We start from the raw sequence: 21,379 nt of genomic DNA on the forward strand, positions 1-21,379 counted from the left end.
AAAGGAGGACATTTGAAGTAACCCCCCAGTGCCGAATGAACCGACTTGGATCGGCTACAGTGAATTGGACAATTCTCTTAGGGTCTAGTAGATTGAAATCAAATCGACATGGAACGGAGAGAATGTCATGGGGAAACGTGAGCGTCGGTCATTTACAGATCAATTCAAACAGCAGATGATTCAGCTTTATGAAAATGGCAAACCACGTGCAGATATTTTGAGAGAATATGATCTGAGTGCATCTGCGTTTGACCGTTGGGTCAAACAGAGTAGAACCACAGGTTGCTTCAAAGAAAAGGACAACCGAACAGAGGAACAAAATGAACTCATGGCGTTGCGTAAGGAAAATCAACGGTTGAAGATGGAGAACGATATTTTAAAGCAAGCAGCGCTGATCTTCGGACGAAAATAACAGTGATCCGGCACAATGCACATAAATACCCCGTGTCTGCCATGTGCACCATCCTCAAGGTGAATCGGAGTACCTACTATTATGAAAGTAGCCAGCAGCCATCTATCGATGATGAGGTGGAGCAAGCAATCATCCATATTTTTGATGAGAATCAGCGCGTGTATGGAACCAGAAAGATCAAGGCAACCCTACAAAAAGAAGGATGGATCGTTTCCAGACGGCGGATTGGACGCTTGATGAAAAAGAATGGTCTTGTATCGGTGTATACGGTTTCCCAGTATAAACCGCATAAGTCACCGTGTAACGATTCACCAATCCAGAATGAACTGAACCGCAAGTTTACAAAAGATGAACCACTCGAGGCGGTTGTGAGTGATTTGACGTATGTCCGAGTCGCAAACAAATGGCACTACATCTGTCTGCTCGTGGACTTATTCAATCGGGAGATTATTGGGTATAGTTGTGGAACCAGTAAAGATGCTGCGCTCGTCTACCAAGCTTTTGCAAGCGTAAAAGGAGACCTACGTCAAATTCAGCTCTTTCACACGGATCGAGGCAGTGAGTTTACCAATCGTACGATTGGTGACGTCATCCGTACATTCAACATCAAGCGCTCATTAAGCATGAAAGGCTGCCCCTATGACAATGCAGTCGCAGAAGCAACTTTTAAGCTGATTAAAACGGAGTTTGTCAAGAATCGAAGATTTGGGTCACTCGCACAGTTGAAGCAGGAACTAGGGGCATACGTGAAATGGTTTAACGAAACAAGAATTCACTCGACATTGGGGTATTTGAGTTCACTCGTTTACAAACAGAAAGCACTTAAGAAATCTGTCTAGTTTGGTGTTGACAGTCCACAAATGGCTTTATATGGTTGGTCCAACATCTACAATGGCAAGGCTTCGTGAAAAAAGAGAAATGCCACGCACTGAATTACCTCCTGCAAAAAATATAAAATTAGAAAAAAGGAAGGATAAGCGTGAATAAATTATTTTTAAGTTGGGTTCAAGAAAATGAGAGCCTGTTGAACAAAATGGGGATTAAGACGGAGTATAATTATCAATGGGATACACCAGCACACGCTCTTAATCCAAGTACTGTAATTGATCAAGAGACATCATTATGTGTTGGACGAGTAATTGTATGGAGTACTAAACAAATGCATTTTGAGGTTTTCTTACTAGAATCAGAATCAATCGAACCAATATTGATGAAAAATGTGGAATTGGACGAAGGAGTAAATTTTTATAATATTCTAGAGGAGTACTTTAAAATTATGGTTACAGGGACAAGCGAATAAAATTATCAGGTCTGTCAAGAATTTTGTATAATCAGAGACAATTTAATTTTTTAAGTGATTAAATTGAAATTTAAAGAAGGAGTAGCTAATCTAGGTGGACCAGGGGCTGTCAAAAATTCTGTATAGATTGTGCTTAAGTAATAATGTTAAAAAGATGACTTCTATAATCTGTACCAGAAGTCATCTTTTACTGTTCCCAATCGAGCGTGCTTTGGCAGAGGGCCAAGTAAATGGAGGAAGCTTTAGTTTCTTAGTATTTACACAGATGGATCAAACGTAGCTAATGTTGTTGGAGCAAGGGAAATAATCCAGTGGAAAAATCACATTGTTCAAATGGCTAAGGAACAAGGTTTTACATAGCTTGAGTTGCATAGAATTCGAGTAGCATATTTATAAATGGGGGCGTTAATTTGCTCCCTTTTAATATATTTATCTAAGAAAGGCTGTAGATTATGAATAAAAAAAGGCGATTCACGTTGTATGGTTAGAAGCGGTGAAGTTGTTTTTGGAGATTGAGCATATAGAATTGGCGAGTTTTTTAAGTCGGTTAGTTGAAATAATAAAAAGTAATCAAGAAGCAATTGTCCAATTATTGGATTCGAAAGGAAGGTATAGTAGTTGCAAATTTCCAGAGAATGAAAAAACATTTTTTCAATTTGTCACTACAATTTCTCCTGAAATGTATGTTATTGGTTCTACAGGTGATGACTTTAAAACGATTGTTGAAGACTACGTGGTTCGAAAACCAAAGTCGGAATTTGAAATTTTATGGAGACTATCAAGTTTAGTAAAAGATATCATGACTTTTACTTCATCAGAAGTATGTCCACAATGTAATAGTGATCATCTAAGAATCCTTGCTGATATCAATAACGAGAGGGAGATTGTATAGACATTGTGAAACATGTTTTTTTACTGACACGGTTGATGGAGAATCCCAGAGACATGAACTACTTATTCCTGCAAATATTACGTTACTTAAAATAGCGGGTTATATAAAGTAATAAGCTGCTATGTCACATAAATCCGTGTAAACCATTCCGAATAATAAAGGGCTGTTACGATATGGAAGTCAGCCCTCAATGATAGATATCATCACAACAGTATCTCTATGCGAAAAGTAGTTTCAAAAAAACAGTTCAATGCGACGTACTGATCAACTACTAGTATACGACCTTTCACTCGTAATGTTGGGTGAAGTTCCAAGGCGATAGATTGGCACATAAAAGAACTCATTATAATGGCGATGCCACTGGCACGAAGACGGCGGGGCCAGGGATCGTCGAACGCACCTTGCCAGACTCGTCGTACACCCCGTATGGCGATATCGCCTACCAGGAGCAAAAGGGGAAAAACGGCGGCACACGTCCGCTCGTAGAAAACGAGTTTACGCCAGACGGTTTGCAGGTCAGCCGCACGATTCCCTACGGAAACCAGGCCAAGAGCACCTCTTATGCTTACGATTGGGACGGCTTTGTTTACCAAACGACGAACGCTCTCGGAACGACCCGCTCCCATCGCAACAACGCCTACCGCGACGGCAGCAGCTACTTGCCGCGCCTGACCGAACAAACCGTGGCACCAAACGGCTACATCGTCACCACCTACCGCGACCTGTACGGCCGGGTAGAGAGCACCGAGGAAACCGCGCAACAAGACGGAAAGCGCCGTGTCACGAATATCCAGACAGACCGTTTCGGAAAAGTGACAGACAAAGAAGTAACCGACGGCAGCACCTCCCAACGCTGGACCTTGCGCTACGATGCCAACGGCCAGCTCGTTTACCTGCGCGACCCGGAGAACAACGTCAACGAATACGGCTACGACGGACTCGGCAACCTTGTCACCGTCGTCGAAAATGGCACGACCTCCGCCGTGTACACGTATAACACGCTGTCTTGGAAACTATCGGAAAAGAACCCGGAAACCAAAGCCGAGCAGTACACCTACGACAAAAACGGCTCGGTCAAAACCTTCCAGGACAAAAACGGCGTCCTGTTCAATTACCAATACTCGCCGTTTTACGAAATGACGAAAGTATCTGCTGGCAATGGCTTCTACGAAGAACGCACCTACGATCCGCTCGCTGGCTCGCTTTTGACGGAAACCAACAACTACGGCCAAACCGTCCGCTACAGCTACGACGAGTTCCGCCGCCTGAACAACCAAACGATGATGGGAAAAGACTACCAGCTCGTACACACCGATCAGGACGATGCCATCGACGCGCTGATTTACCCGTCTCGCAGCGCGGTATCCGGCTCGGCCCCTTCCATGCGGGTCGATTACAGCTACGACAGCGCCGACCGCCTGAGCAGCGTGACCATCCCAAGCGTCGGCACCACGACCTACACGTACGACATCAAGAACAGCGGCGAGACCAACACCGTTTCGTATCCCGGCCAACCGAACGCGATGCAGAAAACGATGAGCTCGTTTGCGGAGATTACCGGGATCAATCACGCCGATGGCTGGAGCGAGACGAACGGCTACGACCTGTTTGGCAACATCACGAGTCAAAAGCGCGGAGGAGCCACCTACGGCACATTCGCCTACGACAAGCTGTCCCGGATCAAGGAAGAAACCATCCAGGGCAACACCCGCCAGTACGCCTACGACCGCCGCGGCAACCGCCAAGCGTACGCCAACGCACCAGCAGACTCGACGCGCTCGTACGAACTGAAACACGACCTGCTCAACCGCCTGACCGAATACAAGGACGACAAAGGAACCACGACCTACACGTACTACCCGGGCGGCCTGCGTGCCACGAAGCAACAGACTGGAACCGTAACCGACACCACCCACTACGTGTACCTGAACGGCCAAGTGATTGAGGAATTGACCCAAGATGGCCGGGTCAAAGCCCGCAATGTCTTCGGTAACCAACTAATCTGGCGCAAAGACTACACGACGAACCAGGAAGGCACTTACTACTACAACAGCCACGGCGATGTCGTGAAGATCAAGGGGCCAAGCGGCAACGTCCTGAATACGTATGAGTACGACATCTGGGGCAACCTGCTCGCGGACAAGGTCAAGGAAGCGATGCCCAACCCGTTTACGTATGCGGGGGAGATGTACGACAAGGAGAGCGGGTTTTACTACTTGCGGGCTATGATCCGAAGATGGGGAGGTTTATTTCGGAGGATACGGTTAAGGGGCAAGTGGATAATCCGCTTAGTTTGAATCGGTATACGTATGTGAGTAATAATCCAATAAAGTACATTGATCCGAGTGGACATGCTCAATGTCAAGGGGCACATAACTGCGGGAGAGATGGCGAATCTCGTTTACATTATTTATACCAAAGCACCAAAAATATGACTCTTGATCAGGCACTTACGATTGTTACATCTAATAAACAGTTCTCCGAAGGAACTGTTATGGTTGCATTAGGAACAGTATTTATGTCAGCAATTGGTCCTGATGGAGGTGCAGCATGGTTAAAAAATGCAAAAAATATTAACCAGATTGCAAAATATAGGGAAATACTAAAAACTTGGCAGGACGCAACTCCCTTGATTGAAAGTCTCAGAGATACGGGAAAACTACCATCGAACTATATTACGAAAGCCCAAGCGGAGGCCTATGGATGGAAGGCAGGGAAGGCGGTAGGAAGTTGGGTAAAAGATATTCCAAATGCTCAAATAGGCGGAGATATATTTGATAACGTCGACGGTGGTAAATTTATATTACCTATGGTAAATGGCAGGGTTTGGTACGAAGCTGATGTAGGGCTTGTAAACACAATGGGGAGGAATAATCAGCCTGGTACAAGATTGTTATACTCCAATGATGGTGAGATGTGGATTACTACTGACCATTATGATAATTTTTATTATATCGGCAGCTATTGGGATAAGGCTAACATGACTTAATTGGAGGATGAACCATGAAAAACTATGAGGAAGAAGAACGGAAGGAAATAGTTGTTATTGATGTCTCGTTAGTAATGACATCAAAAGAGTTGCATCAATTGCTTAAGAAGGAGCTAGAATTTCCATCTTTTTATGGTCATAATTGGCCTGCTTTTTGGGATGCGATTACTGGGTTAGTGCAATTGCCAAAAAAGATAATATTTGTAGGATGGGATAATTTCTCGAAGAACCTGCCCATGGATGCTGAATTTCTAAAAAAAAGACTAGAAGATAAAAATAAAATGTATCCTTCTACATTAGTTGAAGTAGAGTATAGGTAATGATAATGATAATGTCACCCCCAAACGAGCCATCTACTCGTCTGGGGTTTCTTTTTTCATAAAAAAGTAAAAAACTCTTGTTTTAAGATTAAAATTTATAGTAATATCAATTCTAAGAAGGCGAACTGTAAATTTATAGTATTCCTGCTTCATAAGAAAGGTGTGTAACCATGTTTAACCCCGAAACAAAAACAGCCTTTCTTCAAGGATATAAAGAAAATACCCAAAAAGCGTATTCAAGAGTCTTCAACCTAACAATGAAGTTCGAAGTGGAAAAGGATAAGGATTTGCTCCACTTTACATTGGATGAGATTGAAACTGCCCTGCACAGCTTCCATGCTTCTACAGGAGACTCTCTTAATACGGCTGGGAGAACGATATCTGCTTACTTGAATTGGGCAAGGGCAGAGGGGCTTAGAGAGGACACCAATCCACTGGAGTCCGTTTCAAAAGAATGGTTTAAGAACATGGTAGGAAACACCCATCAACAATTTACTACGAAGCAAGAAATCGATGCAATTATTGACCAATGTAATAACGATCAGGATTCTGTGATTCTCTCCCTGTTATTTGAAGGTGCGGGTGGAAAAGAGGTAAGTGAACTACGCAATCTAAAACGTGAACAAGTCAATGTTGAGAAACGAACCGTGATATTGATCAACGATATAGAAGAAACAAGAGAAATTTCAATATCGGAACAGTGTCTGAAATTAATAAATGGTGCAATCAAGCAAAAGGATTATCTCAAAGGTAATGGGGAGATGAGACGAGATCATCTCAAAGAAACAAGTGAATTAATTGAAACAGGCTTTGTAATCAGGCCAGCCAAGACAAGAAATGTTCATATGGAACAAGTCAGTCCTCATCTGATTTATGGGAGATTACATGCATTAGAAGAATACTTTGGTTTGGACAATCTACGCGTGAAAACGATTCAACGCAGCGGGATGATCTGGATGGGAAAACAACTGTTAGAACGTGATGGCGAACTCGGAAAAGAGCAGTATTTTGAGATATGTGAACGGTTCGGCGTAAGCAAGGTAATGAATGGCAACAAGCTAGAGTATTTGTGGTGGGGATTAAAAGACTTCGTAAATCCAGATATGATTGCTGCATTGTACGAGTAACGCACCTAGAGGATGTAATTCCTCTGGGGAAACAAGATAAAACTAAAAATTTATTGTAAATCGATAAGGGAGGTGATCAAACGTATGAGTTGCTATCTTTTGTTATAACATGCCAAATTATATTCAATATATTAAAATTTATAGTAAAAAGGAGAGAATATAATTGTTTGATTCCATCAAAATGAAAGTAAGTTCCGTATTTATTCAACCTGAAATATTACGAGAATATAACCTTGCATCTTTTTCATACCGTAATCAGAAAACAGGTGTCATAACCACATATAAAATGCAAGACGAGATCATTCCATATATTAAATATCAGGATGGGAGCAGAACCCTAACGATTCAAGTTTCCATTCCTAAGCTGCTTTATGGAAATAATGTCAAAGCAATCAACGAATCAGATATTCCTATCTTCTTTCAACGAGTACAAGAACGATTACAGCAATTATTCGGTATCCATATTGCCTATGAAGATTGGAGAATTACCCGTTTAGATGTATGCTGCAATTTCCATGTTGGGAATCGAACAGGGGAGTATGTTCGTCAGTTGAGCAAAGGGAAAATGCCCTATAAAGATACGCGAAATTTTAATCATGACGAAACAGTAGAATTTTATAACAAGAGTAGCAGAGTCATTCTGTATGATAAATACAAGCAATGTAAGCGAGCTAAGGAACCGAAGGAGATCGTTGAACAGTCCAAGGGAATTTTACGATTAGAAATTAGACCGAGCGACAATGACATGAAGAGATATACCAAAGAGAAGAGAGCCATTCATCTCGTCACTCATTCCTTTTTTACCTACATAACCCAAAAGACACTGGAGGGATTGCCATACACAGAAAATGTGGAAACGATTGACTATGAATGGCTTTTGGAAAACAAGGAGGAAATATCAAAGATTGAGACCTATCTAGGTTTCACTATGATCAAAAACTTGTTCCAAGAAAGTGGAATAAGAGCAATTTATACAACATCCACTCTTCCTAATCGTAGGAGTTTGGCAAAGCAAATAACCATCCCGAAAAAGGAAGGGTTAAAAAGGTTAGAGATTATTGATTCAGTTCAGGGATGAAGACATCCACTCATACCGTATTGTTGTTAACACGATAACGATAAAAATTATAGAACTTTGGATAAATTTTAAATGGACAGAGCCTACTAATAAAGAAAAATAAGCAAATAGAGCAGTCCTTACAAAGAATATGTGTCTCCCTACGATACCGTATCGATACAACCTGCTGCCATTCGGGGGTATTTTACATCTCTATATAGTGAATGGACATGGAATAGGGGCATTACACATCTAGTCCCGTGGGAATGTAAATTTTTTTGTGTAAATGGGTTTTTAACGGGTGGACAGTTACGTCAACGGCTTTACATGGAGTGGCGGGCATGATAGGCTCGCTTGCCATGCGATGCATATTTTACTGGCATCGCCCAATCGCAAGAAATCATGCCCGCAGAGGCTCCATGTCAAGCCGACTCAACAGTTGATTATGCGGACAGTTCCCCTTGCAATCGATCTCCAAAATGGATGGCAAGTTGCGATATACATTCTTTCCAACTCCGAAGCGGCATAGTCCATTTCTTCGATGCCTCAACGGTAGCCAGATAGATGATTTTCCGTAGAGCATCGTCGGATGGATAAGCCGTTTTTGTCTTTGTGACCTTACGGAGTTGCCGATGATAGCCCTCGATGATATTCGTCGTATAAATCATCTTGCGTATCTCTGGGGGATAGCTGAAATAGGCGGTCAGTTCGAGCCAGTTGTTTTCCCAGGAGCGAATAATGATGGGGTACTTCTTTCCCCACTTGTCTTTGAACGTAGAAAAAGCAGTCTCAGCTTCTTCTAACGTAAGGGCTTGATAGACTTTCTTTAAATCTGCCAAGACTAACTTTTCTTCTTTGAACGGAACATATTTCATAGAGTTACGAATCTGGTGGATGACGCACAGTTGAATTTGGGTTTTCGGAAAAGCAGCATGGATCGCCTCAGAAAACCCTGAAAGACCGTCCTTGCAGGCGATGAGAATGTCTTCTACACCACGGCTTTTCAGCTCTGTACACACATTGAGCCAGAAGCTTGCACTTTCGTGCTCGCCGATCCAAATGCCCAAAATGTCCTTATGACCAGACATAGTAATGCCAAGAACGCTGTATGCTGCTTTGTTAACGATACGATTCTCTTGCCGAACTTTGAAGTGAATGGCATCAAGAAACACGATCGGATAGACTCGATCAAGTGGTCTACATTGCCATTCTGCCACCATCGGCATAATCTTGTCGGTTACTTTACTGACCATCGTAGGAGACACGTCGATCCCATACAGATCCTTCATGTGTTCTTCAATATCGCGAGTAGACATACCTTTGGCGTAGAGTGCGATGATTTGCTCCTCCAAGCCATTTGTGGTTGTTTCATGCTTCTTCACAATGTGAGGTTCAAATTCGCCGTTGCGATCACGGGGGACACGAATTTCTGTATTGCCGAACTTTGTTTTCAGCGTCTTTTTGCTATACCCATTCCGACTATTTCCTGAATGATCACCATCGGCACTATGTTTGGCATAGCCCAAATGGTCATCCATTTCTGCTTCAAACAACTGCTGGATGGTGTCACGGAACAAATCTTTTAGCATGATGTGCACGTCCTCGATGGTTCGGCAATCCTTCGCTAACTCCTTGATGGTCATGTCTCTCTTGTCTTGCATAAATGATCATCTCCTTAATGGGAAGTTTAACCATTTACACAAAACTTTTTACGCTCTCAGTCCCGTAGGTAGGTTGGATTTTAGGCGATTAAGTTTTGAGGTGGAAAATTACTCCCCCTCCAACACCAGCAATTCATGCAACTCAATATCTAATGTCTTACAGATCGTTTCAAATGTACTAAGGTGAACCCTATCTACTTGGCTGGAACAGAGATGGCTGATTGTATTCGGTCTAAGACCAGTGAGTCTTGCCAATTCTCGTTGAGACATATTTCTCTGATCAAGAATTTCTTTTAACTTTACAATTATAGGCATTTTGAGTCCTTCTTTCCCGTGAACATTCTTTATCCATTATACGTGCAATTTTAGCACGAGGAAAAGGTCGTTGATTGTATCTGCTAAGCGATATATAATTATTTTGTATCTACTAGGCGTTACAATGATTCAATTTAGAGAGACACGATCTAAACTTTCATTTTGATAAGCATCGTTCCATTTATACGGCCGAGATGGTTGCATTATTTCATAATCTTTTGGAAGGTGAGATAGTAAGCGGGGAAAATCTAAGAAACCTATGCAAGCTTATATTAAGGGAGAAGCTTTGGTGCAAGCTTACATCTGATAAGAAAAGGTTTGTTCATTTTGGCTTTGAGTATTACATGTACATTGGATGCTCCGTTAACTGTAGCGACACCATAAAAGAGATTATTGGAAAAGGGCTGTTTGCTGAGCTTCTTAAATCACCTTATCTTGACGATGAAGAGTAAAGTATGTGGAGAATAAGAAATCGGGCGTATAAATAGATGCTGAGAATATATCATGAATTTCCATAATGTGGGACGAAGACGATCTTCTCAAGAAACGACTTATGGTAAGAAAAACAAGGTGAACAATAAAGCCACTTCTATACTCAAGAGCCGCCTGCCGAGCAAAGATTTGACTAATTGCAGAAAAAAAGAAAATGAAAGCAAGCGGTGAGAAGAAATTCTTGATAACAAATTTTTACTATGGATTGCAGAAAAGAAGGGTGACTTTCAACGACTAGGTTTTGAAGTTGAAATTGATAAATCACGTGGTGAGCAAGAACAGTTCATAGATCATGCTCAAAGAATATATTTGGAGAATGATTATTATGCAAGTACGATATGTGTTTGGAGATCAGGGATGATGGAGGCACTAATCGTTGATGCGAATACGGTAGAAACAGTCATCCATGATTATAAAGATGGTTTGGACGAAGAGGTTGACTTTAATAAAATTGTCCAACCATATATTCACTATATGTTGAAAAATTAGGACACCATTGGTTGGTGGGGATTGTCTCAGGCTAAAAAACGGGAACCACAGCTAATTGATTCAGTCCTAAAAGGAACTTCTCCATACGAAGAAACGCGAGGAAATGCTTGCAGAATAGAAGTCGGGCCAGCGAAAACGAGAGTCGTCAATTATTTATTCGAGCATCTGGAAGACGAAGCGGACGTAGAGTACACCATTGAAACAACAGAATTGAAGCAATTAATAGAGGCATGGGTTGTTGAACTGGAAAAGTTTAGAGCGCAAGCCAAGTAGAGAACAAAATGTCGATTCCTGTAGAAAAACATCTTTTGAAAATCCTAAGCAGATAACTTACAATATTACCAACATTAGGTATCGAGGCATAAGGAACACTAGGCATCTGGACCCGGAGATTGTGCGTTTCAAGCGACATGCCGTGGGGATGCATTCCTCGAACATCAATGGCTGGGCTGCCCTATCGAACGTACCAAACGGAATGTTTATCAGGTAAAAGGCTCATTCGGTTCGTGAATGGCCTTTTTCTTTTGCCAACTTTTTTCCCACTATGCCGGATGAGGAGGCGGTGCTCCCGAGAACGGGAAAAGCGAGATTTTGCAGAAAGGGTGAGACAAAATGCGTTCGAGGTACAAAACGCTCATCATGAGCGGAGCTTTAGCGGCTATTTTCTTTCATTTTCATTCTCCAGTAGTAACGTTTGGGTCTGTTGCCTACGCAGCCGGAAATACCCAAGCGAAAGCGGCTCCGGCCAAAACGTCAGACAAAACAGCAGCAACGTACGACATCCCGGATGTGATTCAGCGAACATCACCGAGTGTGGTGGCGATCATCGGGAAGCCGACGGAGCAAGCAAATTCAACTAACCGCTTCAACCTTGCGCACGGAACAGGCGTGATCGTGAAGGCGGACGGCTGGATCGTGACCAATGCGCATGTGGTCAAAAATATGTCCAATTTGACGGTCGTAACGCTCGACGGCAAGCAATACAGTGGCAAAGTGACCAATATGGACGAGGAGAGCGACCTGGCGTTGGTCAAGATTGCAGCGACGGGGCTTGCCCCGGCGAAATTCGCAACGAACTATGCGATGAAGATGGGCGAGACGGTGGTGGCGATCGGGACGCCGATTTCCTTTTCGCTGCGCAACTCGGCGACGTCCGGGATTATCAGCGGGGTGAATCGCTCCGTCAACTCTACCTACCGACTGATTCAGACAGATGCTGCGGTCAATCCCGGCAACAGCGGCGGTCCGCTCGTGAACATGAAGGGCGAGGTCGTGGGCATCAATTCGCTCAAATTTGCTTCTATCGGGGTGGACAACTTGAGCTTCGCAATTCCGGCGGATACGGTGCAATACGTGCTGCATCACTTTTTTACATACGGAAAAGTAAAGCGACCGTATTTCGGAGCGGAGCTGGAGGAGAGTTGGGCTGCTGTCGTCGGTTTGCCGACGAAGGAGCCGCTGCGCGTCGTGCGGGTGGAGCCAGGCTCGCCAGCTGCGACAGCGGGCATCGGACCGGGGGATGTCATTTACTCGATCAACAATCAGTCGATTACAACCATCGTTGATTTCAATGAGTTGCTGAAAAAATATTTGCCCGGACAAAAGGTCGAGATCATGACCCAATCGAACGGGGATTTGATCAAAAAGAACGTCACGTTTGCAGAAACGAAAAAATAACAAATAAAGTGGGGGCCAATTATGTTGCGTGGATGGAAAAAAATGACGGCGGTATCGTTCGTTCTCGTGCCTCTTTTGCTGAATAACGGTCTGGTGCATGCTGCTGACACGGCAGGGGGCAGCGTGAATGTCCGGCTGAAAGTAGGGCAGGAGAGCGTAACGATCAATGGAGCTGCATCGACAATCGAGAAGCCGTATGTAGTAGGCGGTACGACGATGATCCCGCTCAGCATCATTACAAATGCGTTTGGCGCGACTTTGCAATGGGACAACCAGACGCAGACAATTGAACTGACGGCGGGAGAGAAGACGATTTCACTGAAGGCAGGCGACAAAAACGCCAAGCTGAACGGCCAACCGATCGTACTTTCGGTGGCACCCGAACTGAAAAACGGGAAGACGATGGTGCCGGTGACGCTCGTTACGCAGTTTTTAGGTGCGAATGTGAGCGAGAACAAGCAGACGGGAGAGGTCACGATTACGGGCGCGTCCACACAAGGTACTGCTGCGTCCAACAGTTCGCTTGATTCCGACCACGGAAAGACCAAGGTCGGCGACAGCTACTATGGCTGGTCGATGAAGTATCCGACAGAGCTGATCTTGGGCTACCAGAGCTACAAGGGCAATTACGCGAGCTTCCATGACAGCAAGGAGACGTTTTGGCTGAACGTGCAGGTGTACGAAGATCAGCCGGAAAACTTGTCCAACGATGGGCTGGTCAAGTTTTTGGCCGAGAATCAGTACGGTATGATTTTGTCCAAAGAGTATGTCGAGAAAGATGGCCTTTCCTATGCCCGAGTAGTTTCGCGGGATGAAGAAGATTATATGGCAGAAAGCCGCGCTTACCGAAAAGGCGACAAAGTGTACGAGATCACACTGAGTGTTTCCAACGAAGCGGACTTCAACAATCCAGCGAAATACAAAGGTTACAAAGACATGCTGGACAGCTTCACGGCCCATTTTGACAAACAGGATAAGTCCATCAAAGATTTGTCCAATGTCGAGAATGGCTACCGCTGGTTCGACTACAAAGATTTTGGCTTGAAAATCAAAGTGCCCGCTGTTTGGGAAAAAGTAGGCGGCGATAGCGGGGCAGCTTTCAGCAATGACGACGGCGATCAGTGGATGCAGCTCAGCGTGACCTCGGCGACTGAAAACGACAAGCTCGACGACTGGGTAGCCAAGCATGAACGGATGTATCGCGAGATGTATGCCGAGAGTGCACTTGACGTCGATAAAAACGCAACGACTACCACAATCGCTGGCGTGACGGCGCGGGAGCGGAACTACGGCACCTTTGATGGCGAAAACAAATACCAGGAGCGCCACATCTTTTTCATCAAAGGAAAATACAAGTTCCACTTGCAGCTCGCGTTCAACAAAACGGCCGATCCGGCTAAAACGCTGGAGATGATCAACACCATCAGCCGTTCGCTGTCGATCGATGAACAAAAAATGAACCAGTCGCTTGGCTTCATTCAGGATGACATTTTGCTCGACAAAAACAAGATGGCGACGATCAAGGACAGCAAGTACAAGTACGCGATCGACATCCCCGAGTATTGGCAAGAGGACGTGGTCGATAGCCGCAGCTTGATCGGCAAGTCGTACTTGTTTGAAGGCGGCGCGTTTACTCTGTTTGTATTCAAGGACAGCTACTCCGAGGTAGAAAAAAGCTTCACGTCAATCTTCAAAATGCAAACGAGCGGCAGTGAGAAAACCTCGCTGGTGGAAAACAAGCCAGTGACCGTACATGGCGAGTCGGGCAGGAAATTTGTGATCAAGGGAGAAGAAGAGGGCATCAGATATGAACGTACAGCGTACCTTTTCCCGAAAGGCAAGTATTCCTACTATATTTCCTGGTCGATTCGCGATGCTTACAGTACGGCTGCTACCAAGGAGCGGATGGAGAAGGTATTAAATTCGTTTAAAGTAATCGAATAAAGACAGCTTTGATCCGTCATCCAGCAGAGGCACTTGCGTTTGATGACGGATGGAGGAATCCCAAAAGTCCCTGGTTTTTGTGCCAGGGACTTTTCTTGTAGAGCAATGAATGCAAAATGAAAGCTTCAATTTAATTGATAATCAACACTCGCTCAACCTTGAAGTATTGTATGGTTAAAAGACCTATCCCAAGAAAGAGCAGCAGTCCAAAACTCAGCAAGAAAATAATCATTAGCTTCTTCACAATAAATCCTCCGATAATAAGACGAGGAGTGTTCAAAAATTCACAAAAGCGCAATCGATTAGCGGACCTATCTTTAATCGGTCTCAAGTACATATTGCATGATCAATCTGGTTCCATCAAAAACGTAGATTCTTTTGCAGTCCGGACAACGCCATACATCATATTCAGGATCAGGAAAGTCATCACCCGTGATAAAACTCTTTTCATATAATTGCTCCCACTGTTTATCAGTGAATACTTTCAATTGTATGTCATTGGGGCATAGAGAGTTGGAAAGGGTTTTTCCACATTTGCATCCATACTTGGCCATATAAGTCCTCCTTGGGAGTTTTACTCCCTAAATTATACCATTTGGAAAAGAGATTTTAATAGGCTAGTTACGTGCTGTTAGACCAATCTAGCAACTTCTGAAAAATTCATCCTCAGGTGCACCCATTTCAATTACCCCAGTAACCGGACATGCATCAAATCTTGAATGCATGGTTTCTTCTTTTTTATTCATGAACATCCGCTGTAAAAGATGACGATATACCAGATGGACTGGGGGTTGGAGAAAAAAACACCCTCGGTTGTCCCGAGGGTGGAGCGAAGCTATACCTATCACAACATTAACTAAATCACCCCACCATCCTCCCCCAAAGCCGTCACCGTAAACGCCTCCCCTTGCTTCACGGGAATCTGCGCATACCACAATCGAAACGGGATCAGCTCACTGTCGATAATCTCCGCCTGAATCTCTTTTCCAGTCTTGTCGCTCACGACGACGAGGCTGTCGATGGCGGGATCGAGAATGACGCCGAACAGCATTGGGAACGGGGAGTCGAACGGGTTTTCTTTTCCGTTGGCGACGTATTGGGTGGAAAAGGCAGGATCGTACAGCGACATTTCGGAATCGGCGGGAATGGCGTGACTGCCGCCATTGCCCCATTTCCAGCCAAGAATCGTTTTCTTGGCAAATTCGGCGTGGATCTGGCCATCCTCATGAACGAGGAAGAACAAAGTACCTTTATCCGTGCTTGCTTCGTGCAACACGGTGCCGACTTCTTCTCTCATCTGTTCAATGGCTTGCAACGGAGTGGGGGAAGAATCGTCGGTCAAAAAATAACTCGTGGCAAAAAGGGCGAGCAAACAGAAAAAGAGGGCAATTCGTGTCATAGTTCACTCTCCTGTAAGGATTTTTCCATGACAGACAGCATTGTTCCCGTCTTATTTTACCAATAAATCAACATATAATCCATAGCTTATATGTGTGACAACTGCCTGAATTGGATTTCCCGTTTCCTTTTCAGCCGAAACAATCCTATAATAGAGAAGAATGCTTGTACGAGGAGAAGTTTTTATGAGCGACAAACACGAACCGAAAACGAACAACAAATGGGTCATCTTGGGCTTTGTCGGCTGTGTTCTTGCCTGTGCCGTGTCGATGGTGATCTTCATTTACGTCATGAGAAGCTGACTTGGAGTGCATGCCAAAAACCGCTCATTGTAATGAGAGCGGTTTTTTGGCGTTTGAGGAGCACTTACGGCTGGATGGCTTTCAGCTTTTGCTCGATTTCTTCCCACGAAAGCTGGTTGAACTCGGAAAAGCCGACGCCTTGCAAGGCGATTGTTTTGCCCTGGTACAAGGGATAGACACCTTGCCACAGTCCTGAGAGAGAGTAAAGGGAGGAGGAACCTTTTACTTTGCGCAAAAAGACCAGGTAGTTGCCTTCGCCAAGCGGTCCCGTGTAGGTGAGGTTCAGCTGGCTGGAAGCGTCGGGCAACGGCTCCACTCCTGTGCTGAGTACCGTCACCAAGCGCGACGAGGAGCCTTTGAACACTTTTTTCACTTGCAAAGTTTGCGTGTAGTTGACGATTTTGCCCTGGCTGATGGTCCGGCCTGTCGGGTATGCTTTGTGGGCGCTGTCGATCCAGCCGATGAGGATGAGGTCGCTTTGGCTGACGAGCTCTTTGGCACTGGACAGAGCAGTCGTCGGGACGTGAAGCTGACCGATGCTCGTCTCGGCGGAAACAGGCAGAATGACGGCGCACAGCAAAATGATGAGGATTAGCAGGCGATATCGCATGGACAAGTTCTCCTCGCTCGTTGTAGTCATGTCGATAGTATGGTCGAGGGAATCACGCTTCATCCGCGAGCGTAATAGTAGGATAGTAATATTTAGAAAAATCTAAATAAATGCTATGATTGGCTCATCCTTTGGATTTCTCGCAAAAGGTCAAGACTAGGACGAGGAGGGTCACATGAATCAGTTGGTTGTCTTTCGACGCGTCTGTACCTGTTTTCTTTTGCTTCTGCTTGTGTTGCAGTTTGCCGTGTCACCTGCTTTTGCCAGAGAGGACATCGGCACGAGGGACGCACTCACGGATCGCATCGAGAAATACTTGACCGATTTGAAAAACGATGAGAACAGCATGGGGATGTATGCGGGGATTGCCGTCTACGATTTGACGGACAAAACGTATTTGTATCGGCACAACGCCGAGCGAAACTATATTCCCGCCTCGAACATGAAGCTGTTTACCACAGTCGCTGCGCTGGATAAGCTGGGGCCGGACTATCAGTGGCGGACAGACGTCTTTTTGCAAGGAAAAGTAAATGCCGACGGGGTTTTAGCGGGCGATCTGGTGCTAAAAGGCAACGGCGATCCGACCTTGATGCCAGCGGATTTGCAACAGCTGGCTGCTGCGGTCAAAGAAGCAGGTGTCAAACGCATCGACGGCAACCTGCTGCTGGACGAAAGCTATTTTGACGATACCCGGCTTGGCGTCAGCTGGATGTGGGATGACGAGCCGTATGGCTACAGTGCCCAGCTGAGCGCGCTTTCGGTGCATAAAAATTTTGTGACGATCGCGATTTCGCCGGGGAAGGCTGCCAATACACCGCCGACAATGGCGATGGAACCGGCTACTACATACGTGAAGATCAACAACCAGGTGCAGACCGTTGCAGGAGCGGAGACAGACATCGCCGTCGAGCGCCCGCGCGGAAAAAACGAGATTTTGCTGACCGGAACAATCGGGATGAGCGCCAAGCCGTATGAGGAAGATGTGTCGCTGGAAGACCCGGCATTGTTTGTGGGAGACATCTGGAAGCAGCAATTGCTCGCCCAAGGCATCCGTTTCAGTCCTTCCGCGCAAATCAAAAAGACGAGCGTGACATCCGGCGTGCCGCTCCGCACGCATCTTTCCATGCCGCTCGGCGAGGTCGTCGTGGAATTGAACAAGCAAAGCGACAACTTTTACGCCGAGATGCTGCTGAAAACATTGGGGGCGACGGAAAAAGGAACAGGCAGCGCAGAAGCGGGCAGCGAAGCCGTTGCGGACGTCATGAAGCGGGCTGGCATTGACACGGGCTTTCGGCAGGTAGATGGCTCGGGATTGTCGCGCTTTGACTTGGTCACCGCAGAGCAAATCGTCAAGCTGCTTGATTTCGCCCAGCAGCAGACGTATGGCGTCGAGCTGGAAAAATCGTTGCCAGTTGCAGGCGTAGACGGTACGTTGAAAAACCGCATGCTTACGTCAGACGCGGAAAAAAACTTGATGGCGAAAACAGGCTCCATGGGTGGAGTCAACAGCTTGTCTGGCTACGTCACGGCGAAAAACGGGCACAAGCTGGCCTTTTCCATCCTGATCAACGGGATTTACAAGTCGAAATACGGGCGCGATCTGCAAGACTTCGTAGGCACACTGTTGGCCTCCTACCCGCAGATTACTGCTCCGGAAGGCTATGTACCTGCCCGCGAAAAGGTCTATCCGCTTTCCGTGCTGCTCGATCCGTTGTTTGCACAGCCGCAAGCAGTCGGGGTAACGGCAGGTGTCATCGTCAAGTCGCTGGACAAAACGGGAGACGCAGCCATTTTGTACGAAAAGGATGCGGACGCGCTGCTCACACCCGCCTCCAATCTCAAGCTGCTGACGACGGCCGCAGCGCTGTCCCAGCTCGGGGAGAATTACGTCTACAAAACCGAGCTGTACGGGGATGCGCCTGTAACAAAAAACGGAGTCCAGCAAGGCAATCTGTACCTCAAAGGCTACGGCGATCCGACCATTTCTACCGAAAACGCTTTGCAAGTGCAGGAAGGCGTCGCGATAGAGAAAATCGCAGCGTGGATCAAGCAGCAAGGAATCAGGCAAGTCACCGGAAATCTCGTGCTGGACGAAAGCTTTTTTGACAAGGAACGGCTCGGCCTTGGCTGGGCATGGGATGACGAAAGCTACTACTACAACCCGACCCTCGGGGCATTGGCGCTGAATCGCGGGACGGTCATGGTCGAATATAAGCCTGCGAAACAAGCGGGCGAGGCTGTCGCGTTCAATCTGTTGCCGAAAACGAACTACGTCACGATTGTCAACGAATCGAAAACAGTAGAGGCCGGGCAGGAAAATACGTTTGCCATCCTGCGCGACCGCGGAACGAATACGATTCGGCTGACCGGAAATCTTCCGCTCGATCATCCTGGCGACTACGAGCGCGTACCTGTAGAGGAACCGGCCAAGTACGCGGGAACCGTTTTGCAGGAAGCGATGGCAAGCCAAGGCATTCAGTTCGCTCCGGGCAGCCAGCTGATCGTGCAAACTGTCCCGCCATCCGCTGTCAAATGGCATGAATTTACTTCGCTGCCGCTGAAAGATATCGTCGCCTATTTGAATAAAAAGAGCGACAACTTTTACGCGGAAATGCTGCTGAAGACGATCGGCGCTGTGAAAAAAGGAACCGGAAGTGCCGCGGCAGGAGCGGAAGTCGTGCAAGAAACAGTCGCGTCGTTTGGGGGCAAAACGAATTTTGACATGGTCGACGGTTCAGGCTTAACCCGCTACAACCTGATTTCGGCGCGTCACCTTGCTTCCGTGCTGGAAGGGATGGCGAAGCAAACGTCTTTTGCCGCTTTTGACGCGTCGCTGCCGATCGCGGGCGTGGACGGCACGCTGAAAAACAGGCTGACCGATCTGGCTGCTGCCAAAACGATTCATGCCAAAACCGGATCAATGACGGGTGCGAACAGCTTGTCGGGCTATTTGACCACGCAAAGCGGGGAGAGGCTCGTCGTTTCCATTATCATGAACGGCTATGTGGAGGATGAAGATTTCTTTACGGAACTGCAAGACCGGATCATGTCGATTGTCGCAGCGTACGAATAAGCTGGCAGGCAGATGGAGAAGCCCTTTGGACAAAAGCGGGCTTCTCTTTTTTATGGGTGGCCGCGTGCAGGTGGCTTTTCGTCCAGGTTTGGGTCAATGCCAGTGACGGTCGCTCGGCTGGTTTCATATCTATATCCAGATGCAGAACGCGACAAAAACGAAGAGATCGGGGAGGGGAAGCGAAGTTGAACCCTACACGCTTTCATTGGCAGGGGTTGGAGCAAGTCGCTGCACACATCCTTTCTCGCGCGGGGGTCAGGGAAAAGGATGCACGAATGGTAGCCGAATCGCTTGTCCATGCGGATTTGCGCGGGATCGAGTCCCATGGGCTGTCGCGGCTGCCGATTTACGTGCAGAGGATCGAGGCGGGGCTGATCGAGTTTTCGCTGCCACCTGAGCTGGTCACCAGGCAGGGAGCGACCTCTCTTATCGATGGCAAAAATCAGCTTGGAGCGGTCGTCGGGATGGCTGCTCTGGAAGAAGCGATGGAACTGGCACGGCAAAACGGGATCGGATTTGTCGGCGTACGGCACTCCAATCACTTTGGTTCCTGTTCGTACTACGCCGAGAAGGCTATTGCCGCAGGCATGATTTTGCTCGTCCTCTCGAATGCCCCTTCCGCGATGGCGCCAACGGGAGGGATTCAGCCGTTTTTCGGAACGAATCCGATCGCGATCGGCATTCCTGCGGGCGAGGAACCTGCCTACTTGCTGGACATGGCGACAAGTGTTGCGGCGCGCGGCAAGATTGCTCTGGCAGCCAAAACAGGGACGACGATCCCGCAAGACTGGGCCATAGACGCGGACGGCTTGCCAACGCATGACCCACATAAAGCGTTGCTCGGCTCTCTTTTGCCGATCGGCGGGGCAAAAGGCTACGGGCTTTCGATGTTCATCGATATTTTATGCGGGCTGCTGACCGGAGCTGCGGCTGGAGCCAGTGTCAAAAGCTTGTACGACAACTGGCATGATCCGCAAAACATCGGACACGTCTTTTTGTGCATCGATGTGCAGCGCTTTTTGCCTGTGGACGCATTTTTGCAAAAGATGGACGAATATATCCGGGAGATCAAAAAAGTTCCGCGTGCAGCCCACGTGGCGGAAATCTTGATTCCGGGAGAAATCGAGCAGAGAAAGATGGCAGCGCATAAGCAGGATGGCATTCCCTTGACGCAGACGGTGGTGGAGGATCTCAACAAGTTGTGTTCCGGCTACGGAATCGATCTGGCGCAAGCAGTCTATCGGGTGTGAGCAAAGCTTTCGCTGTCCAGTGGTTTCCGGGACATTCTCTCGCACATAGACTGATGTCAGCGGTTTGAAAA

The 21,379-nt window shown here is 46.5% G+C and carries 18 protein-coding genes; 13 read left to right on the top strand and 5 right to left on the bottom strand.

Going from position 1 to position 21,379, the window contains the following annotated elements:
• Positions 1-127: 127 nt before the first annotated feature.
• The 8 genes from HP435_RS14500 (at position 128) to HP435_RS14535 (ending at position 8,118) form a co-directional block, all read left to right on the top strand.
• A protein-coding gene (locus HP435_RS14500) for an IS3 family transposase (protein ID WP_229049918.1) occupies positions 128-1,251 on the top strand; the annotation gives its coding sequence in 2 pieces (ribosomal slippage) (positions 128-377 and positions 377-1,251; 1,125 coding nt in all).
• 140 nt (positions 1,252-1,391) lie between these two features.
• Positions 1,392-1,712 (top strand): immunity protein TriTu family protein, encoded by a 321-nt coding sequence (locus HP435_RS14505; protein ID WP_122966888.1) that lies wholly within the window; start codon positions 1,392-1,394, stop codon positions 1,710-1,712.
• A 505-nt stretch (positions 1,713-2,217) separates the two neighbouring features.
• Positions 2,218-2,604, top strand: a complete 387-nt coding sequence (locus tag HP435_RS14510; RefSeq protein WP_141254296.1) for a hypothetical protein — start codon at positions 2,218-2,220, stop codon at positions 2,602-2,604.
• Positions 2,605-2,927: 323 nt separating this feature from the next.
• Entirely contained in the window at positions 2,928-4,901 is a 1,974-nt protein-coding gene (locus HP435_RS14515) for an RHS repeat domain-containing protein (RefSeq protein ID WP_229049919.1), read from the top strand.
• Positions 4,880-5,593: a ribonuclease domain-containing protein gene (locus tag HP435_RS14520; RefSeq protein WP_229049920.1), complete on the top strand. Its 714-nt coding sequence runs from the start codon at positions 4,880-4,882 to the stop codon at positions 5,591-5,593. Before HP435_RS14515 ends, HP435_RS14520 begins: the two co-directional genes overlap by 22 nt.
• Before the next feature lie 14 nt (positions 5,594-5,607).
• Positions 5,608-5,913 carry a barstar family protein gene (locus HP435_RS14525; RefSeq protein WP_063228452.1) on the top strand — a complete coding sequence of 102 codons (306 nt, stop codon included), beginning with the start codon at positions 5,608-5,610 and terminating at the stop codon, positions 5,911-5,913.
• 170 nt (positions 5,914-6,083) lie between these two features.
• Positions 6,084-7,040 (top strand): phage lytic cycle repressor MrpR family protein, encoded by a 957-nt coding sequence (locus HP435_RS14530; protein ID WP_173600230.1) that lies wholly within the window; start codon positions 6,084-6,086, stop codon positions 7,038-7,040.
• A gap of 163 nt (positions 7,041-7,203) precedes the next feature.
• Entirely contained in the window at positions 7,204-8,118 is a 915-nt protein-coding gene (locus HP435_RS14535; RefSeq protein ID WP_173600231.1) for a phage/plasmid replication domain-containing protein, read from the top strand.
• A gap of 422 nt (positions 8,119-8,540) precedes the next feature.
• Here the strand turns inward: HP435_RS14535 and HP435_RS14540 are convergent, their stop codons facing one another.
• Positions 8,541-9,758 (bottom strand): IS256 family transposase, encoded by a 1,218-nt coding sequence (locus tag HP435_RS14540; RefSeq protein WP_173600261.1) that lies wholly within the window; start codon positions 9,756-9,758, stop codon positions 8,541-8,543.
• A 108-nt stretch (positions 9,759-9,866) separates the two neighbouring features.
• Entirely contained in the window at positions 9,867-10,073 is a 207-nt protein-coding gene (locus HP435_RS14545) for a helix-turn-helix domain-containing protein (protein ID WP_047071214.1), read from the bottom strand.
• Positions 10,074-10,922: 849 nt separating this feature from the next.
• On the opposite strand from HP435_RS14545, the gene HP435_RS29075 reads away from it, so the two are divergent.
• From HP435_RS29075 to HP435_RS14555, 3 genes are all read left to right on the top strand, one after another.
• On the top strand, positions 10,923-11,054 hold the full coding sequence (locus tag HP435_RS29075; protein WP_255679252.1) for a hypothetical protein: 132 nt from the start codon (positions 10,923-10,925) through the stop codon (positions 11,052-11,054).
• Positions 11,055-11,666: 612 nt separating this feature from the next.
• Positions 11,667-12,731, top strand: coding sequence for a S1C family serine protease (locus tag HP435_RS14550; protein ID WP_229049921.1), 1,065 nt, complete (start codon positions 11,667-11,669; stop codon positions 12,729-12,731).
• Between the two features lie 21 nt (positions 12,732-12,752).
• Positions 12,753-14,675 carry a copper amine oxidase N-terminal domain-containing protein gene (locus HP435_RS14555; protein WP_173597387.1) on the top strand — a complete coding sequence of 641 codons (1,923 nt, stop codon included), beginning with the start codon at positions 12,753-12,755 and terminating at the stop codon, positions 14,673-14,675.
• Positions 14,676-14,992: 317 nt separating this feature from the next.
• Here HP435_RS14555 and HP435_RS14560 read toward each other — a convergent pair whose 3' ends face one another.
• The 3 genes from HP435_RS14560 to HP435_RS14570 all read right to left on the bottom strand — a co-directional run bounded on the left by HP435_RS14560 (position 14,993) and on the right by HP435_RS14570 (position 16,985).
• Complete coding sequence (locus HP435_RS14560; protein ID WP_063231262.1) at positions 14,993-15,229, bottom strand: hypothetical protein; 237 nt, start codon at positions 15,227-15,229, stop codon at positions 14,993-14,995.
• Positions 15,230-15,531: 302 nt separating this feature from the next.
• Positions 15,532-16,074, bottom strand: a complete 543-nt coding sequence (locus HP435_RS14565) for a hypothetical protein (RefSeq protein ID WP_122966865.1) — start codon at positions 16,072-16,074, stop codon at positions 15,532-15,534.
• 365 nt (positions 16,075-16,439) lie between these two features.
• Positions 16,440-16,985 carry a hypothetical protein gene (locus HP435_RS14570; protein ID WP_122966864.1) on the bottom strand — a complete coding sequence of 182 codons (546 nt, stop codon included), beginning with the start codon at positions 16,983-16,985 and terminating at the stop codon, positions 16,440-16,442.
• A gap of 175 nt (positions 16,986-17,160) precedes the next feature.
• Between HP435_RS14570 and dacB the strand changes: the two genes are divergently transcribed.
• Together dacB and HP435_RS14580 are read left to right on the top strand one after the other, a co-directional pair.
• A complete protein-coding gene (dacB, locus tag HP435_RS14575) occupies positions 17,161-20,058 on the top strand; it encodes a D-alanyl-D-alanine carboxypeptidase/D-alanyl-D-alanine endopeptidase (protein ID WP_173599324.1) in 2,898 nt (965 codons plus the stop codon).
• Positions 20,059-20,243: 185 nt separating this feature from the next.
• Positions 20,244-21,308 (top strand): Ldh family oxidoreductase, encoded by a 1,065-nt coding sequence (locus HP435_RS14580; protein ID WP_173599325.1) that lies wholly within the window; start codon positions 20,244-20,246, stop codon positions 21,306-21,308.
• Positions 21,309-21,379 lie beyond the last annotated feature (71 nt).

This window comes from Brevibacillus sp. HD3.3A (genome assembly GCF_013284375.2).
Taxonomy (GTDB): Bacteria; Bacillota; Bacilli; order Brevibacillales; family Brevibacillaceae; genus Brevibacillus; species Brevibacillus parabrevis.

What these genes read in the sequence shown, in the direction of transcription:
- HP435_RS14525 (WP_063228452.1), top strand. Translation starts at nt 5,608, where the DNA reads ATGAAAAACTATGAGGAAGAAGAACGGAAGGAAATAGTTGTTATTGAT.
- HP435_RS14530 (WP_173600230.1), top strand. Translation starts at nt 6,084, where the DNA reads ATGTTTAACCCCGAAACAAAAACAGCCTTTCTTCAAGGATATAAAGAA.
- HP435_RS14540 (WP_173600261.1), bottom strand. Translation starts at nt 9,758, where the DNA reads ATGCAAGACAAGAGAGACATGACCATCAAGGAGTTAGCGAAGGATTGC.
- HP435_RS14545 (WP_047071214.1), bottom strand. Translation starts at nt 10,073, where the DNA reads ATGCCTATAATTGTAAAGTTAAAAGAAATTCTTGATCAGAGAAATATG.
- HP435_RS29075 (WP_255679252.1), top strand. Translation starts at nt 10,923, where the DNA reads ATGATGGAGGCACTAATCGTTGATGCGAATACGGTAGAAACAGTCATC.
- HP435_RS14550 (WP_229049921.1), top strand. Translation starts at nt 11,667, where the DNA reads ATGCGTTCGAGGTACAAAACGCTCATCATGAGCGGAGCTTTAGCGGCT.
- HP435_RS14555 (WP_173597387.1), top strand. Translation starts at nt 12,753, where the DNA reads ATGTTGCGTGGATGGAAAAAAATGACGGCGGTATCGTTCGTTCTCGTG.
- HP435_RS14560 (WP_063231262.1), bottom strand. Translation starts at nt 15,229, where the DNA reads ATGGCCAAGTATGGATGCAAATGTGGAAAAACCCTTTCCAACTCTCTA.
- HP435_RS14565 (WP_122966865.1), bottom strand. Translation starts at nt 16,074, where the DNA reads ATGACACGAATTGCCCTCTTTTTCTGTTTGCTCGCCCTTTTTGCCACG.
- HP435_RS14570 (WP_122966864.1), bottom strand. Translation starts at nt 16,985, where the DNA reads ATGCGATATCGCCTGCTAATCCTCATCATTTTGCTGTGCGCCGTCATT.
- dacB (WP_173599324.1), top strand. Translation starts at nt 17,161, where the DNA reads ATGAATCAGTTGGTTGTCTTTCGACGCGTCTGTACCTGTTTTCTTTTG.